Source organism: Virgibacillus halodenitrificans JCM 12304 (assembly GCF_001310895.1).
Classification (GTDB): domain Bacteria; phylum Bacillota; class Bacilli; order Bacillales; family Amphibacillaceae; genus Virgibacillus_Q; species Virgibacillus_Q halodenitrificans.
Window position 1 is genome coordinate 73,159 of record NZ_BAZS01000001.1, and the last position, 17,099, is coordinate 90,257.

Below are 17,099 nucleotides of genomic sequence, written 5' to 3' on the forward strand. Positions count from 1 at the left end.
AAGAAGGCATAAAAACTAAATCTGGTTTCTGGTGAATCTATCTCAACAAAGAATGAATAGTTCTTTAGTTAGATAGATTTTTTTATAATTTTTATTCCGCATTTTACTTCGATTAGGACATAGAGATACACAGTAAGCTGAAAACAATTTCTTCCAGCAATCCCGCTCCCATCAAGCAATCCGTTACATCTTCACTATTTATCTACATTCACTCAACAAAAGCCAACAAATTTCCCCTACAAAACCCCTGTCTATTTACCCACTACTTTTGGCACTACACTATTATTTACCAATTTAATATACTTTAAATTGTAGGAAAATTATGTCACAAATTATTGTGGGGAAAAAGGAGGAGGGTTTCAAGATTCTTTATAAATCTATCAATTTTAGTACAAGGGGGAAAAATGTTGAAAAGATTAACTATTGCTCTATTAGCAGTTCTACTAGTATTAAGTAATTTTACCTATGCTAGTGCGCTAACAGGGGGAAAACTGCCGAACCAAGCAAAGAAAGCTGAAAAGCAGACAACCGAAAATATTGGGGAAACAGAAGATCCGAATAAGGAAGTGCGAGTTATTGTAGAAGCAGATGAAACCGCTGCCATTGAAGTAGCGACCCAAAAAGGCATTACCTTTAAAAAAATGAAGGAATCGGAAAAGAAGCAATTAGATAAAAAAGCGAAGGCAAAGCAAAAAGTAATTAAAGATAAAATGAAGGATAAAAAAGTAAAAGCAGAATATCATGAAGAATTTACTACCGTTGTGAATGGATTTAGTGCGGAAGTAAAGCAAGGCGACATTGATGAAATTAAAGACATCCCAGAAGTAAAGAACGTACATATCGTCAATGAATATAAGCGTCCAATTGAGAAACCTGATATGAAATACAGTAAGGAGCTTGTGGAAGCCCAACAGGCATGGCGCGATTACGGATTTAAAGGGGAAGGTATGGTCGTTGGAATTATTGATACAGGTATCGATCCGTCCCACCGTGATATGGTGCTATCTGATAATAAACCAGGAGAACTGACTCAAAAAGAGGTCAATGAAACAGTTGCTGAAGAAGGACTCCCAGGTAAGTTTTATACAGAAAAAGTCCCTTATGGTTATAACTACATGGATGAAAACGATGAGATTCGTGAAATTCATGCAGGAGCAAACTACCATGGGATGCACGTCGCTGGAACAGTTGGGGCAAACGGTGATGAAGAAAATGGTGGAATCCTAGGTATTGCTCCAGAAGCACAGCTACTAGCTTTAAAGGTTTTTGGAAACGACCCGGAATTTCAATCAACATACGGTGATATTTACGTAAAGGCTATTGATGATTCTATCAAGCTCGGTGCAGATGTGTTAAACATGAGTCTTGGATCAACTGCTGGTTTCGTAGATGAAGACTCTCCAGAATCAAAAGCTATTTCCCGCGCAGTGGAAAATGGGGTGCTTATGTCCATATCTGCAGGAAACTCTGCATTATTGGCGGATGGTTTTTATTACCCATTATCCTCTATGCCGGATTATGGAGTAGTTGGTTCACCTGGTGTTTCCCATGATTCACTTCAAGTAGCATCTTTTGAAAATACGTTTATGACAGTGAGTGGACTGGAATATACGGTGGACGGGGAAGCTGGAGCAGCGCCTTTCTTATCTGCTGGTAACACAGAGCCACCGAAAGACGGCTCTACCTTTGAACTTGCTTATGCAGGATTAGGGAAGCCTGCAGATTTTGAAGGAAAGGATTTTTCAGGAAAATATGCATTAGTACAACGTGGTGAGCTTGCATTTACAGATAAAGCGTTAAATGCACAGGCTGCCGGAGCTGAAGGGGTTATTATCTACAACAATACAGATGGTGTTGTTAGTATGGCTACAGACCCATCAATCAAAATTCCACAGCTGTTTATGCTGAAAAGTGATGGTGATAAGCTAGCTGCAGCATTGAAAAATGAACAGCAAGTGGCTATCACATTTAATGGAGATTCTTCAACAATTCAAAATCCTGATGCAGGAAAAATGAGTGACTTTACTTCATGGGGATTGACACCTAGTCTGGATTTCAAACCGGAAATCACAGCACCAGGTGGACAAATATTATCTACTCTAAATGACAATAAATATGGTTTAATGAGTGGTACATCTATGGCAGCACCACACGTTTCCGGTGGAGCGGCACTAGTATTAGAGCGTGTAGATGAAGAATTTGGCTATGAAGAAGCAGATCGCGTAGAATTGGCAAAAACATTAATGATGAACACATCGAAAAAAGTTACTTTTGAAAATGCATTTGTTTCACCACGTCGCCAGGGTGCAGGCCTTATGCAGCTCCATGCCGCACTTAGCACACCTGTAACTGTAGTGGAATCCGAAACTGAGGAACCAAAGGTAGCATTAAAAGAAGTAAGCAAGAACAAAGTAACATTTAAATTAACTGCAGAGAACCACTCTGACAAAGCAGTAAAATATGATGTAGCAGCAAATGTCCAAACAGACCAACCAGTACAAAACGGAGAAGACGTAGTTGTAGCTCCTAACATTATTGGCGGTATGGATATTACAGATCAAGCTACGGTGAAAATTAATAATAAAGAAACAAAAACAATTAAAGTTCCTGCAAATGGTGAAAGAGAATTTAAGGTAACCATAGATGTGAGCGCACTAGATGCTGATTTAAAAGCAAGCTTTGAAAACGGCTACTGGTTGGAGGGCTTCGTTACACTTACAGATCCGACAGATACCAATCCGGAATTAACTGTTCCATACGTTGGATTTAAAGGAGATTGGGATGCTTCACCAATTTTTGATCAGCCAATGTGGGATGCGAACAACTTCTACGGAATGACAGGTGTCGTTACTTCTGCTGAAGAAGAAGGTTCTTATAATTTCCTAGGAGAAGATCTTGCAACTGGCAACATTGATCCTGAAAAGATTGCCTTTTCACCAGACGGAGATGGTGTACAGGATGATGCACTAATGATCCTTTCCTTCCTTCGTAACGCAAAAGAAGTGAAGTTTAATGTGCTGGATGAAGATAAGAAAGTAGTAAGAACAATTAAGCTTGAAACAGAAGCACGCAAAAATTACTATGATGGTGGGAGCGCGCCAGAATACTCCTTGTCAGGTGATCGTGCTTGGGATGGTAAAATCAATGGCAAGCAAGCAGACGAAGGACAGTACTATTTACAGGCAACTGGTGTCATCGATTTCGAAGATGCAGACTGGCAATCATTGGAATTACCAGTAATTCTTGATACTACAGCACCAGAAGTAGAGGCTTCTTACAATGAGGACAAGCTTTTAACAGTGAATGTAAAAGAAGATCCGAATGGAAGTGGCATGAAGTATTGGGATGTCCTCGTTGATGGTAAATCAGTATTGGAAAAACCATATGTAAATGGTGAAACAGAGCATCAATTAAAGGATATAGCAGAAGGGCAAGAAGTAATTGTGGTTGTTCAGGATAATGCTGGAAACAAAACAAAAGCAGAAGCAGCACTAGCAGAAGAAAAGGATACAACGGTGCCGGACCTTCATGTTACTTCACCTGAACAAACAGGCGTAGCATCCGAGAAGGAAGTAGAGTTCTCCGGCTATGTTACAGATGCTTCTGGCATCAAATCTGTAACTGTAGACGGGCAAGAAGCTGACCTTCAATACGATGAGGAAAAAGACCAATATAATTTCTCATTAAAAGTAAAGCATAAAAAGGACGATTTCTATTTCCGTCACATTAAAGCTGCAGACAATGCCGGAAATGAAACAGAAATCGGCCGGAGATATTTTGTTGATTCAGAAAAAGCAAAAGTCAAAGTAAAAGCAGACAAAAAGACATCTGAAAACAAAGTAACTGCAAAAGTAAACGTAAAAGATGCCTTTGATGATATCAATGTATATGTAAATGGCAATCATGTGTACAAGCATGATTTGACCCAACCATATGAAAAGAAAAACTTCAATGAAGAGATTGAAGTAGAGCTTAACCTGGAAGATGGCAAGAACGAATTTGAAGTGAAGGTCGTCGATCTGGGAGGACATGAAACAGTTAAAAACATTACAGTGAAAAAAGTAAAGGAAGACAACGAGGACGATAACAATGATGGAGGAAACGAAGAGGAAGAGGAAAACAACAACTTCTTCGGCTTCATCTGGAATATCATCGGTAAGTTTTGGGGATTCTTCGGATAAACCATTAAAAGAAGCTGGCAGCCGCCAGCTTCTTTTATTTTCAGCTCAAAATGAGAGGGGGAAGTGGTCATATGAGAGACATAGCGTCCAAATGAAAGGGACAGCCTTTATATGAGAGACACAGCGCCCAAAAGAGAGAGGAAGCTTTCATATGAGAGAAGCAACGGCCTAAATGAGAGAGGAAGCTTTCATATGAGAGAAGCAGCAGCCTAAATGAGAGAGGAAGCCTATATATGAGAGGAGCAGGGGCCTGAATGAGAATCAAGCAATAAATTGAGAGGGTTTAGTCTTAGTAACATACACCTAATAGTAATTTCCCAATTAATACTAAAATACTATTTTCACATCTCCCCCAACAGAAAATAAAAAAGTTGTCGAATGATGTAAAAAGCATTGACTCTTATCAAAGTAGAGCAACACCCAAGAAGGTGGGGGAGAATAAATGGAACGTGATTATAGTATTGATTTTTTAAAGTTTTTTGCAATTTTTGCAGTTGTATGTATTCATACAGGAACCGTAAGTGGTGTCCATATAGGTAATATAGATGGGGATCAATTAGACTTCTTGATAGATATTACTGCACGTTTTGCGGTACCTTTCTTTTTTGTAACCTCAGGCTATTTGTTTATTCGAAAATTGAAGCAGCTGGAGAACAAGAACGATCAAGAAGTAACTTCACAGCAAAATCATTATTTCTACAAATATACAACTAAGCTGATCAAGTTATGGGCTGCCTGGTTTATCTTTTATTTCTTATTTGATTTACTAATTAAATATGTGGAAACAGAAAAAACAAGTGCGTCATTAATTTCAATGGTAAAAGAGCATATCACTTCTATTTTTACATGGGATCTCTTTTATTATGGAGCGGGCCAAAACCAATATCATCTATGGTTTTTACTCGCGCTCATATGGTCTGTAATGATCTTGTTTGTTGCATACAAAACAAATATGCTAAAGACCTTTTTACTGATCGGCCTCGGATTAAATATTTTAGGTATGTTTGGTCAGTCATATTCGTTTATCTATGATATGAGTTGGAACACTAGAGATGCATTATTTTTTGGAATGTTTTATATGTTACTTGGGGGTTTTATGGGAAGCTATATATTAAAAGTGAGGAATCTTGCTAAAAGAGTACCAACAACCGTATTTATAGGAGTAAGTTTGTTGTTTGTTTTCCTTCAAATTGGAGAAGCATCCCTTACAGTGCAGGTAGCAGGGGGAAAAGAGCAAAACTTCTTTCTGAGCACAATTCCGCTTACCATTATCCTGTTTATGTTGATTATGAAACATAATCAAGTCGGTAAAAATACAATTGTCTCCAAAATTGGAGCAAATTCTGTAGGTATATACGTGAGTCACGTATTTGTCATGGAAACATTACGTATCTTGATGAATCGTATGGGACTAGAATTAGTAATGGAAACCTTAGCGTGGAAGCTGGCATTTACACCAGCTGTGTTTATTCTAGCTTATTTGTTTTATATAGGTGTACAAAAAATGAAAGACCTAGATACGATAAAAGAAATATTACTACCAAGTAAGGTGCCTGTACCGAAAAGAAATTTACTAATAAATACAAATGAAAAGAAAAGTTAATGGAAATGCCGGTTATAAAGACCGGCTTTTGTTTAATTGATGTGACGACACTGGCCAATTCAACCGCAACGAGCCTCCCTTCAACCGAGACACCCGCACGCGCCACCACGACAGCACCCTCCCCCACCGCGACACCCGCACGCACCACCGCGACAGCACGCTCCCCACCCGCGACACTCACCCACCCCCACCTGCCAAAAATAAACAGGTTTAACATTCCCTAATAAAAGGAATGAACTAGTTAAATAAATATTTTTCAGCGTAAAGCCATTTCAAAGCATATTCTTTCATAATTAGAGAGGTGAAACATACAACAGTAAATTTGCGTCCATATTATTCCGTATACCGCCATATACATAGTAATATCTGAATTGAGCAGGGGAACGGGCTATTGATATAATTTTATGTATGGCAAAAAAGTCATGAAAGTGGAAATACTATTAGTAAAATATATTTCTATATTATACAAATCTATATTATAGAGAGAAAAGGGAGTTAGATCATGGAAGAGCGAACGACACTAGAGAAATCACTTAAGCCACACTGGGTATGGGCGATAGCGCTGGGATCCTCAATTGGCTGGGGAGCTTTCGTGCAGCCAACAAATTGGATGGCAGATGCTGGCCCCTTAGGCGTTATTATTGGCTTCGGAATAGGAGCCTTATTGATGATGCTGATCGCAGTGAGTTATGGATTTCTGATCAAAAGCTTTCCGGTATCAGGGGGAGAGTTTGCGTATGCGTTCATTAGTCTTGGAAGAAAGCACGCGTTTATTAGTGGATGGTTTTTAACACTTGGTTATATATGTATTGTAGCCCTTAATGCTTCCGCTTTTGCCCTCATGTTAAAATTTGTCTTTCCGGCAGTTATTGAACAAATTCCGTTGTATCAAATCGCTGGTTGGGACGTGTATGGAATGGAAGTAATTGTTGCTTCCGCCGCACTTGGTATATTCGGTTATTTTAATATAAGAGGAACTGGCTTATCCGGCCAGATGCAGTTTGTTTTCTGTACAATCATGATTATCAGTATTGTTGTAATCACCTTTATGGTTGGCGGACATCCTGGTGCAGGTTTAGAAAATGTCCAACCATACTTTCCAAAAGACACAACAGCATTTGCAGCGATTATTTCTATTGTTGCCATCGCACCGTGGGCCTTTGTAGGATTCGACAATGTCCCGCAGGCTGCAGAAGAGTTTCATTTTTCATCTAAAAAAGCATTTACATTAATTATATTAGCAATCTCTATTGCAGCTGTATTATATAGTATGATGATTATTGCTACAGCAATGACACAGCCTTGGCAGCAAACCGTTGGTGAAGGTCAGGTGTGGGGAACAGCAGCAACGATTCAAGAAACAATAGGTACGATTGGTCTCGTGCTTCTCGTTACCGCATTGACGATGGGGGTATTTACCGGATTGAACGGCTTTATCATCTCATCAAGTCGGTTATTATTCGCCATGTCACGTGCCAAGATTTTACCAGAAGCATTTTCTAAGCTTCATCCAAAATATAACACACCACATATCGGGATTATTTTTACTGTGGTTGTATCCATGTTTGCTCCATGGTTCGGAAGAGAAGCATTGCTATGGGTTGTAGATATGTCATCCGTTGGTGTAACAATTGCTTATTTCTATACATGCTACACGGCATTTTCATTATTTAAAGTAAAAAAAGGGGAGGACTTTAATCCTTCTAAGCATGTTGTATCACCAATGAAAAAATCTATTGCAGCTGCAGGGATGATCGCAAGTCTGGCATTCCTCGCATTACTATTAATTCCTGGATCTCCTGCATTTTTAGGAATTCAATCACGAATTGCGTTAATAGCGTGGATAGGACTTGGAGTCATTTTCTATATGGCAAAACGGAAGGAATTTAATAAGATTCCAAAAGAAGAGTTAAACTATTTAATTCTCGGCAGTAAAAAAATAATTGCAAAGAATAGATCGTAAAGTAATGCTAACATGCACACCAATCACGTCTTGGCATCTATTTTCATCGTAAACAACTACTAAGCATTATGCCCGCCGGACAAACACCTGTTGTTTGGCGGGCATCTTGTATGTAATAAAAGGGGAAGAAAAGAATAATCTCGCTCTGGATAGTGATTTCCTTCCTAGTTTAAACGATAACAATTAATAAAATTATTTAATGGAGGTGAACACATGCACGAGAAAACATCTTTTACCCATAGCTATTTTTTCTTTTTCCTGGTGGCATTTTCCCTGAAATTATATGTGTTCCGTCTCCTGCAGTTTGAGGACTTTAACCCGCTGAATACCATTTGGTATGAACTTTGCTTTATTGTCATTCTGTTTGCGATCGTGGAGTTGTTCATTAAAAAAGGGAAATTTACTGTTTATATTATACTTGATGTCCTATTTACCCTCCTGCTGTTTGCGATGGCAGTATACGGGAGATACTTTCACAATATCCCAACATACCATGCCCTGGCGCAAGTGAACCAGGTAGGATCAGTTAGTGGAAGTATCTGGTTGCTTTTATCCTTTAAAGATTTGTATTTGTTAGTTGATTTTGTTCTCTTAATTATCTTCCATAGAATAAAAAGTAAACGATTCTTCCCACAGGATCGTACGTTTACTAAAAAAAGCATGCTTGCCCTTGGAGTAGTGGGACTTTTGATTTCTATACTCAATTTCTCCCTTCACCGCGATGAAGTTATCCGGGATCAGGCGCTATTTTCAAAAAAATACGGGGTTACCAATGCCCAGTTAATTAAAGCGAACGAAGACGTACTTGGCACAACAAATACAAATATATCAAAAGTAACGCAAGAGGATATTATTAAATTAAAAGGAAACAAGCCAGTTCCATTTGAGGAACACACGTATTTTGACTCAGTCCCAGATAAAAATTTGCTTATCATCCAATTAGAGTCGTTTCAGGATTTCGTAGTCGATTTAAAAGTGAATGGGCAGGAAATTACACCGAATCTAAATAAATTAACGAAGGAAAGCATGTACTTTAAAAATGTCTTTCAGCAAATAGGCTCTGGAAATACAGCCGATGCGGAATTTATTATGAATGCATCAGTTTACCCAGTTGGAGAGGTCCCAACATCTCAAAAAATAGAAGGAAAGAAGGTAGAGCATAGCCTGCCGCGGTTATTGAAGGAGGAGGGATATTTCACCTCGACATTTCATGCAGACAAGGTTACGTACTGGAATAGAGATGCCCTATATCCTGCATTAGGTTTTGATGCCTACTTTGATTCGGAATACATTGGTGAAAAAGATATTATTGGCTTTGGTCCTTCAGACAAATATTTTTACAACCGCACAATGAAAAAGCTAAAAGAATTTCAAAACACAGGTAAGGAACCATTTTATGCCCATGTGCTTTCTTTAACAAGTCATTCTCCTTTTAAAATGCCAAAAGAGAAGCAAATGTTGGATTTACCGGAAAGGTATACAGATACATTAACCGGAAACTATCTGCAATCGGTTCACTATGCGGACCAAGCTCTTGGAAAATTCATTCAAGAATTAAAAAAGAGCGGCCTATGGGATGATTCCATGATCGCATTATATGGTGATCATTCCGGCGTGCATGGCGGACTTATGGAGGAAGAAGATAATAAGCTGTTAAAAGAAATATTGAATGAAGAATATACGATGGAAGATCGCTTCAACATCCCATTTCTTATTCACGTACCAGGGGATAAAGATAAGTTTATTAAAGAAGTTGATACCGTAGGCGGGCAGCTTGACATGATGCCGACCATTCTTAACTTGATGGGCATTAAGCCAAAGGGACTCTATTTCGGGCAGGATATTTTACAATATAAAAATAATCTAATCGGAATGCGCTACTATCTGCCGACAGGTGCCTTTATAAATAATGAGCATTTCTTTATCCCGGAAACTAGTAAAGAGCCTGTGCGAGTTTACGATTTGAAGGGGAAAAGTTTAAATCTGGAGAACCCGAAACAGAAATTTAAAGAGGATTATCAGAATATGCTGCAGCTGTATGATTGGTCTGATGCTTATTTTGAGGAATTGCCGATGAACTAATATCTATATTCCATCAAGGGATATAAGGAATGCCTGCTCCATATAAGAAAAATCGCCATCCTGTATCGACTTCAACAGGATGGCGATTTTGTTAAATTATTGGATGGCTTATAGGCTCCAGTAATGATAACCTTCAGCTTCACAAGCCTTCCAATCAAGAACTCCTTTTATATCTATCAAAACTTTTTTATTGCTTTTATATAGTTTATCTAACGTTTTTAGATCATACGTCTTTTTAAATTCTTCATGAGGTACCGCTAATACTACACAGTCTAACTCAGTTAATTTCTCTGAACCTACTAATTCAATGCCAAATTCTTCATTCACAGCATCTGGCTCAGCAACTGGGTCATGTACTAATACATCTACACCATATTCTTTTAATTCATCTATAATATCAATAATTTTTGTGTTTCTGACGTCTGCAACATTTTCTTTAAATGTTAAGCCTAGAATAGCTACTTTAGCTCCGTCTATTTCCTGTTTTGCCTTAATCATCTTTTTAATAATATTCCCGGCTATATACTTACCCATATCATCATTAATTTTTCTGCCAGAAAGAATAATTTGAGAATGGTAGCCTAACTGTTCTGCTTTATAAGTGAAATAGTATGGATCAACTCCAATGCAATGACCGCCAACCAAACCTGGAGTGAAATTCAAAAAGTTCCATTTGGTACCAGCAGCTTCCAATACAGCTTTTGTATTAATATCCATTTTATTAAAAACCATAGACAGTTCGTTCATGAAAGCAATATTAATATCTCGTTGAGAGTTCTCAATAACCTTAGCTGCCTCTGCTACTTTTATTGATTCAGCTTCATGAATTCCCGCTTCGATTATCGATCCATATACATGAGAAATTTCTTTTAATGCTTCTTCATCTGATCCGGATACAATCTTAACGATTTTTGTTAAAGTGTTTACTTTGTCACCAGGATTGATTCTCTCTGGAGAATATCCAACTTTAAAATCTTTGCCGTATGTTAAACCGGATTCCTCTTCAAGAATTGGAATACAAATTTCTTCAGTGGTACCTGGGTAAACGGTTGATTCATAAACGACAATAGAACCTTTTGTTAAATTACGACCTACTGTTTTACTTGCACCAATTACAGGATCAAGGTTTGGTGTCTTATCAGTATTGATAGGAGTGGGAACTGCAATCACATGGAATTTGCAGTCTTGCAAGTCATCTTCTTCACTCGTGAATTCCATGGTAGTTTGTTGAACCATTTCATTTCCAACCTCTTCTGTTACATCAATACCACTTAAATACTTATCTAATTTATTTTTATTTAAATCAAAACCAACTACATCATATTTTTTAGCAAATTCAATAGCTAAAGGTAGTCCGACATACCCTAATCCGATGACTGATACTTTCTCTTCTTTTTGTTGTATTTTTTCAAATAGACTCATACTATTTAGCCCTGCCTTTACAAGAGTTTTCGACAAATTATGATACTCTGTTCGATATCTATATAGTTATCGTTATCTTTATTATACAATTATTAAAGATATAATACATCAATTTGGTAAACAATCATAGAATTGACTATTTTATATCGGGAAAAAAATAAATACTATAATGAACCTGCTAATAATTTTTGTTTTGGACGAAGAATCTAATACTGTAAAAATTGGTTAGTGTGACCCCTTGTGATAAAATTAATATGGATATATATTTCATTTGAAATAAAGGAGATATAAAGAATGCGTGTAAAAAAAGCAATTATACCAGCTGCGGGTCTTGGGACTAGATTTCTCCCGGCGACAAAGGCTCAGCCTAAAGAGATGCTGCCAATTGTCGATAAACCAACTATTCAATATATTGTGGAAGAAGCTGTGGCTTCAGGCATAGAGGATATAATAATAATCTCCGGAAGAGGAAAAAGAGCTATCGAGGATCACTTTGACACCTCGTATGAACTGGAAGAGAAATTATCACAGAATGGGAAAACTGAGCTATTAGAAATGGTCCAGTCTATATCTAATTTGGCTAATATTCATTATATACGTCAGAAAGAACCGAAAGGACTGGGCCATGCAATTGCTTGTGCTCATCGCTTCGTAGGTAACGAGCCTTTTGCTGTATTGTTAGGAGACGATATTGTTGAATCGGAAGAGCCGTGCTTAAGGCAGCTTATAAATGTCTATGATAAATATCATACCTCTATTATTGGAGTACATGACGTCCCAGAAGAAGATGTTTCCAAGTATGGTATCATCAAGCCTATAGAACATACTAACTATGGAACGGGAATAAGGGCAATAGAGTCTTTAGTTGAGAAACCTCCGCGAGACAAAGCGCCCTCTAATTTAGCTATAATGGGAAGGTATATTCTTTCACCGGAAATATTTAGCATTTTGGAAAACCAAGAGCCTGGGAATGGTGGAGAAATTCAACTTACTGATGCAATTCAGAGCCTTAATGAAAAAGAGCAGGTATTAGCATACAATTTCACTGGGAAACGTTATGATATTGGTGGTAAATTAGGTTTTATTCAGGCAACAATTGATTTTGCGCTTAACCGTGAAGATCTTCGAGAAGATATAAAAGCATATATGGAAAAGAAACTGGAAATTATTGATTAAACCAGGAGTGAATAAGAATGGAAATTGCAGTAATTGGGACAGGCTATGTCGGATTAGTTACAGGCGTGTGTTTGGCTGACATTGGAAATAAAGTAACTTGTATTGACGTAGACCCAGATAAAATTACTATGTTAAGGGAAGGGGTTAGCCCAATTTATGAGCAAGGGTTAACAGAGCTACTTCAACAGAACATAGAGCGGGGTACTTTAGATTTTACTACGGAATATAATGAGGGGATATATGGTAAGGATTTAATCTATATTGCTGTGGGGACCCCACAAGGGAAAGATGGAGCCGCAGATTTATCTTATATTGTACAGGCAAGCAAATCTATTGCTGAAAATTTAAATAAAGATGCTGTGATTGTTACGAAAAGTACCGTCCCTCTTGGAACGAATGATTATATTAAACAGCTAATAGAATCTAACCTTAATAAGAGCGTGTCCGTAAAGATTGCTTCAAATCCAGAATTTTTAAGGCAAGGTACTGCAGTGTATGACACGTATAACGGTGACCGTATTGTAATAGGCGCAGACGATGAAGAGGCCTTAAAAGTTTTAGAAGAGGTGAATAGCGGTTTTAATCTACCAATAGTAAAAACTGATTTGAGAAGTGCGGAAATGATTAAATACGCTTCAAATGCCTTTTTAGCAACTAAAATCAGCTTTATTAATGAGATGGCAAATCTTTCGGAAAGAATAGGTGCAAATATTGATAACGTAGCAGAAGGTATGGGTATGGATAAGCGGATTGGACAATCGTTTCTAAATGCTGGAATAGGTTATGGAGGTTCTTGTTTCCCAAAGGATACCAATGCTATTATTTCAATTGGAAAAGAAGTTAACTACAGCATGCCTATTTTGGAGAGTGTAGTTAAGGTTAATGAAAGACAAAGAGGAATTATTGTAGAGAAGATATTGGACAGGATAAAAGATGTAAAAGGCAAAAAAGTTGCTGTGTTAGGCCTTGCCTTTAAACCAAATACAGATGATATGCGTGAAGCACCATCTATTTTAGTAACAGAAAGGCTTATTAAAAAAGGTGCTGAAATTTCTGCATTTGATCCTGTTGCTATAGAAAACGCAAAAAAAGTATTACCTAAAGAAATAAATTATACTTCAAGTATAGAAGAAACCATAGAGGATGCGGACATCGCCGTGATTTTGACAGAATGGCAGGAAATTAAGCAATTCCCACTGGAAGACTATAAGTTGAAAATGAAGGAACCAATAATCTTCGACGGTCGCAATTGCTTTACTAGAGAAGAGGCGGAAAGAGCTATGATTGAATATCACTCCATTGGACGCCCCACTGTTATAAGGAATTAGCGTGAGAGCTGATTCCTTTTTCATTGTAAAATTTGTAATTAACGGATACTCGCTGGAAGATTTCCTCATGCTGATGAAGAGCACTTGTTTTTATAATCTCTCTATCCCCAGCATACGAAGGATTTCGACAATTTATTTATTGACATTGCTATGATATAATGCTTTAGGTATAGTGCCATCTATTATTAGACATTTGCTAAAGGGAAGGCTGACTACATTGAAAAGAATAAAAGTTATGTTTTTTATATATCAGATGGGTGGCGGGGGAGCCGCAAGGACGCTTTTGAATATTGTGAACAATATAGATAGAGAGCGTTTTTTACCTGTTCTGGTTACTTTAAATTATAATGGAAGCTATGAAACGAATTTAAAAGAAGATGTAAAGTTTATAAAACTCAACACCAAAAGACTACGCTCAGCTATTCTCCCGTTAGCCAAAGTTATTCGAAAAGAGAGTCCAGATATTGTGTTTAGTACGATCCCGAATTATAATACGATAGCAATTTTAGCAACCTTACTATCTTTTACACGTGCCATGAATATCGTAAGAGAAGCAGCATACTTGGGAGGAGATTTCAAAACCAATTTGAAGCTTTTGGTGTATGGCATGTTTTATAAACTAACTAGTCAGGTTATTGCTTTATCAGACGGCGTAAAAGAAAACATAGTGAAGAGATATAAGGTGAAACCTAATAAAATAACTGTAATATACAATCCGGTTGATCTGGAAAATATTAGTCGAAATATTAATGATGGCTATATACCAGAAAAACATCGTTTAATATTTGAATCTCCAGGAAAAGTTATTGTGACGGCTGGAAGGCTTGTGAAAGACAAAGATCACCATACTTTATTAGAAGCTTTTGCCAAAGCAAGGAAACAAGTGAATATTAAATTAGTACTTCTAGGAGAAGGAGAACTACAGGAAGAGCTAAAACTAAAGGCAAAAGAACTACAAATTATTGACCAAGTGTACTTTGTTGGATTTCAACTAAATCCCTATATCTATTTTCAGAAAGCTGACTTATTTGTTCTTTCCTCTATTAGGGAAGGCTTTGGTCATGTTTTAGCTGAAGCTTTAGCTACCGGTACTCCAGTCATTTCCACCAGGTGTGAACCTGGGGCAGGAGAGGTATTGAATTATGGGGAATTTGGTAGAATGTGTGAGGTTAAAGATACAGATGAAATGGCTTCATTAATTATTGAACTTCTTAATTTGGATGAAAATTCCAGAGAGGCGCTTATTACTAAAGGTCTTCAGCGTGCAGACCAATTCAATGCCAAGTTAATTGTGAAGCAATATGAAAAAGTGTTTAATCAGACGTTAGACCAAACAAAAAACAGACAAGCGAGAGGAGCTGATGAAGGATGAATACATCAAAAAGAGTGGTACATTTGACTACCGTCCATCACCCTTATGACCCTAGAATTTATCATAAGGAATGTATGTCACTTCATCGTGCTGGCTATGACGTTACGTTAATTGCACAGGAAGACAATACCCAAGTAAGGGAAGGTAAGCCAATAAAGCACATCCCCCTTAAAAAGCACTCGAGTAGATTAAAGCGGATGATCTTTGGTGCCTGGGAGACATACAAGCAAGCCAAAAAATTAGAAGCTGACGTTTATCATTTCCATGATCCAGAGTTATTACCAGTTGGTTGGTTACTTAAGAAAAGAAAAAACGTAGTTATTTATGATATTCATGAGGATTATATTACAAGTATTATGCAGAAAGATTATATGGTTAAACCAGTTAGAAAAATCATTTCATATGCGTATAAGTATATGGAGAAGTTTTTCGCGCGAAAATGCAGCTTTGCTTAGCAGAAAAATATTATAAAGATATATATCCAAAGGGTGTATGTATATTAAACTATCCAATGGTAAATGAAGCCTTTATTAACCATAAAAGAAGCGAAGGTCCATCTGAAGATAAGCTATTGTATACCGGAAATGTTTCTTATGTAAGAGGAGCGCTTCTCCATGCAAAAGTACCATTAATTGAGGGAAATGTTTCTGTTTATTTTGTTGGAAAATGTCCAGGAGAATTGGCGGAAGAAATGTATAAAGTTGCTGGGGACGAAAAGGATAGATTAGTAATTGAAGGTATTGATCAGTATATAGAGAAGGAAGAGATAGAAGCAAGATATCTGAGTCGTGATTGGTTAGCGGGGGTGGCTCTCTTTCCTCCCACAGATCATTATATGAGGAAAGAGCTAACTAAGTTCTTTGAGTATATGAATGCGGGGCTTCCTATCCTATGTTCAAATTTTCCCGTTTGGAAAAAATTTGTAGAAACATATAATTGTGGAATCGCAGTAGATCCTTATAACGAAAAGGAAATAAAGCAAGCTATCAGTTATTTACAGGATAATCCTCGACAAGCAAAACGCATGGGAGAAAATGGTAAAAAGGCAGTATTAGAAGAACTTAATTGGGGAACTCAAGAAGATAAATTAATTACATGGTATAGTCAACTGTTAAAACATAGTTAATTATACAAAGTTAGGGCTGGTCATTTGGAGTACAATAATCCATTAGTTTCTGTAATAACGCCTGCTTATAATGCAGAAAGATTTATAAGACAAACAATTGAATCTGTTCTAGCGCAAACATACTCAAATTGGGAAATGATTATAGTTGATGATTGCTCAACGGATAAAACTGTGGAATATATTAATCACTATATAAAAACGGATAGTCGTATTAAATTATTTATCCAAGAAAAAAATAGAGGATCGGCAATTGCGCGTAATACTGCAATGAATAATGCAAAAGGGCAATATTTAGCTTTTTTAGATAGCGATGATTTGTGGTACCCTGAAAAATTAGAGAAACAGTTACACTTTATGATACAAAAAAACATAGCCTTCTCTTTTACTAAATATGTACGAATGACAGAAGAAGGGGTGCTTAAAAACACATTTTCAAAGACGCCAGAATCTGTAGGCTATAACGATTTGTTAAAACATTGTGTAATAGGCTGTCTTACCGTAATGATAGACAGAAATAAAACTGGCCACCATAGTATGGTGAATATTAGAACTAGACAGGATTATGCTTATTGGCTTACTTTAACGAAAAAGGGGCATCTGGCATACGGATTACCGGAAGTATTAGCAAAGTACAGAGATGTAGAGAATTCTATTTCCAGTAATAAAATCAAAGCTGCAAAGCGCCAATGGTTTGTTTATAGACAAATTGAAAGATTAAATTTGTTTGCAAGCATATGGTATTTTTCCCATTACGCATGGAAAGGTATTAGTAATACAATTAAGTACAAGCTTTCAAAGCGAAAAATTTAAATAGATGAAAGCTCTTGTGATGAAATTAGGCGGTGT

At 37.2% G+C, this 17,099-nt stretch carries 9 protein-coding genes and 1 pseudogene; 9 read left to right on the plus strand and 1 reads right to left on the minus strand.

The genetic code is table 11. The features are described 5' to 3' along the window. The first annotated feature begins 404 nt into the window (after nucleotides 1-404). The 4 genes from JCM12304_RS00365 (at nucleotide 405) to JCM12304_RS00380 (ending at nucleotide 9,829) form a co-directional block, all read left to right on the plus strand. A complete protein-coding gene (locus JCM12304_RS00365) occupies nucleotides 405-4,181 on the plus strand; it encodes a S8 family serine peptidase (protein ID WP_082387939.1) in 3,777 nt (1,258 codons plus the stop codon). Between the two features lie 442 nt (nucleotides 4,182-4,623). Next, nucleotides 4,624-5,784: an acyltransferase gene (locus JCM12304_RS00370; protein WP_060678173.1), complete on the plus strand. Its 1,161-nt coding sequence runs from the start codon at nucleotides 4,624-4,626 to the stop codon at nucleotides 5,782-5,784. 502 nt (nucleotides 5,785-6,286) lie between these two features. Next, on the plus strand, nucleotides 6,287-7,747 hold the full coding sequence (locus JCM12304_RS00375; RefSeq protein WP_060678174.1) for an APC family permease: 1,461 nt from the start codon (nucleotides 6,287-6,289) through the stop codon (nucleotides 7,745-7,747). Nucleotides 7,748-7,960: 213 nt separating this feature from the next. Beyond that, on the plus strand, nucleotides 7,961-9,829 hold the full coding sequence (locus JCM12304_RS00380) for an LTA synthase family protein (protein ID WP_060678175.1): 1,869 nt from the start codon (nucleotides 7,961-7,963) through the stop codon (nucleotides 9,827-9,829). A 108-nt stretch (nucleotides 9,830-9,937) separates the two neighbouring features. Here the strand turns inward: JCM12304_RS00380 and JCM12304_RS00385 are convergent, their stop codons facing one another. Continuing rightward, nucleotides 9,938-11,251 (minus strand): nucleotide sugar dehydrogenase, encoded by a 1,314-nt coding sequence (locus JCM12304_RS00385; RefSeq protein WP_060678176.1) that lies wholly within the window; start codon nucleotides 11,249-11,251, stop codon nucleotides 9,938-9,940. A 294-nt stretch (nucleotides 11,252-11,545) separates the two neighbouring features. Here JCM12304_RS00385 and galU point away from each other — a divergent pair, with 294 nt between their 5' ends. From galU to JCM12304_RS00410, 5 genes and pseudogenes are all read left to right on the plus strand, one after another. Continuing rightward, nucleotides 11,546-12,427 (plus strand): UTP--glucose-1-phosphate uridylyltransferase GalU, encoded by an 882-nt coding sequence (gene galU / locus JCM12304_RS00390; RefSeq protein ID WP_060678177.1) that lies wholly within the window; start codon nucleotides 11,546-11,548, stop codon nucleotides 12,425-12,427. Between the two features lie 17 nt (nucleotides 12,428-12,444). Beyond that, the gene (locus tag JCM12304_RS00395; RefSeq protein WP_019378051.1) at nucleotides 12,445-13,755 is read left to right on the plus strand and encodes a UDP-glucose dehydrogenase family protein; all 1,311 of its coding nucleotides are present in this window, start codon (nucleotides 12,445-12,447) and stop codon (nucleotides 13,753-13,755) included. Nucleotides 13,756-13,972: 217 nt separating this feature from the next. Further along, nucleotides 13,973-15,127 carry a glycosyltransferase gene (locus JCM12304_RS00400; RefSeq protein WP_060678178.1) on the plus strand — a complete coding sequence of 385 codons (1,155 nt, stop codon included), beginning with the start codon at nucleotides 13,973-13,975 and terminating at the stop codon, nucleotides 15,125-15,127. Next, nucleotides 15,124-16,253: pseudogene (locus JCM12304_RS00405) on the plus strand (glycosyltransferase). The gene JCM12304_RS00400 and the pseudogene JCM12304_RS00405 overlap by 4 nt, the downstream one beginning before the upstream one ends. A gap of 24 nt (nucleotides 16,254-16,277) precedes the next feature. After that, complete coding sequence (locus JCM12304_RS00410) at nucleotides 16,278-17,063, plus strand: glycosyltransferase family 2 protein (protein ID WP_060678179.1); 786 nt, start codon at nucleotides 16,278-16,280, stop codon at nucleotides 17,061-17,063. Nucleotides 17,064-17,099: the final 36 nt, after the last annotated feature.

Excerpts from the sequence above, each read along its gene's own strand:
- JCM12304_RS00365 (WP_082387939.1), top strand. The coding sequence starts at position 405 with ATGTTGAAAAGATTAACTATTGCTCTATTAGCAGTTCTACTAGTATTA.
- JCM12304_RS00375 (WP_060678174.1), top strand. The coding sequence starts at position 6,287 with ATGGAAGAGCGAACGACACTAGAGAAATCACTTAAGCCACACTGGGTA.
- JCM12304_RS00385 (WP_060678176.1), bottom strand. The coding sequence starts at position 11,251 with ATGAGTCTATTTGAAAAAATACAACAAAAAGAAGAGAAAGTATCAGTC.
- galU (WP_060678177.1), top strand. The coding sequence starts at position 11,546 with ATGCGTGTAAAAAAAGCAATTATACCAGCTGCGGGTCTTGGGACTAGA.
- JCM12304_RS00380 (WP_060678175.1), top strand. The coding sequence starts at position 7,961 with ATGCACGAGAAAACATCTTTTACCCATAGCTATTTTTTCTTTTTCCTG.
- JCM12304_RS00395 (WP_019378051.1), top strand. The coding sequence starts at position 12,445 with ATGGAAATTGCAGTAATTGGGACAGGCTATGTCGGATTAGTTACAGGC.
- JCM12304_RS00370 (WP_060678173.1), top strand. The coding sequence starts at position 4,624 with ATGGAACGTGATTATAGTATTGATTTTTTAAAGTTTTTTGCAATTTTT.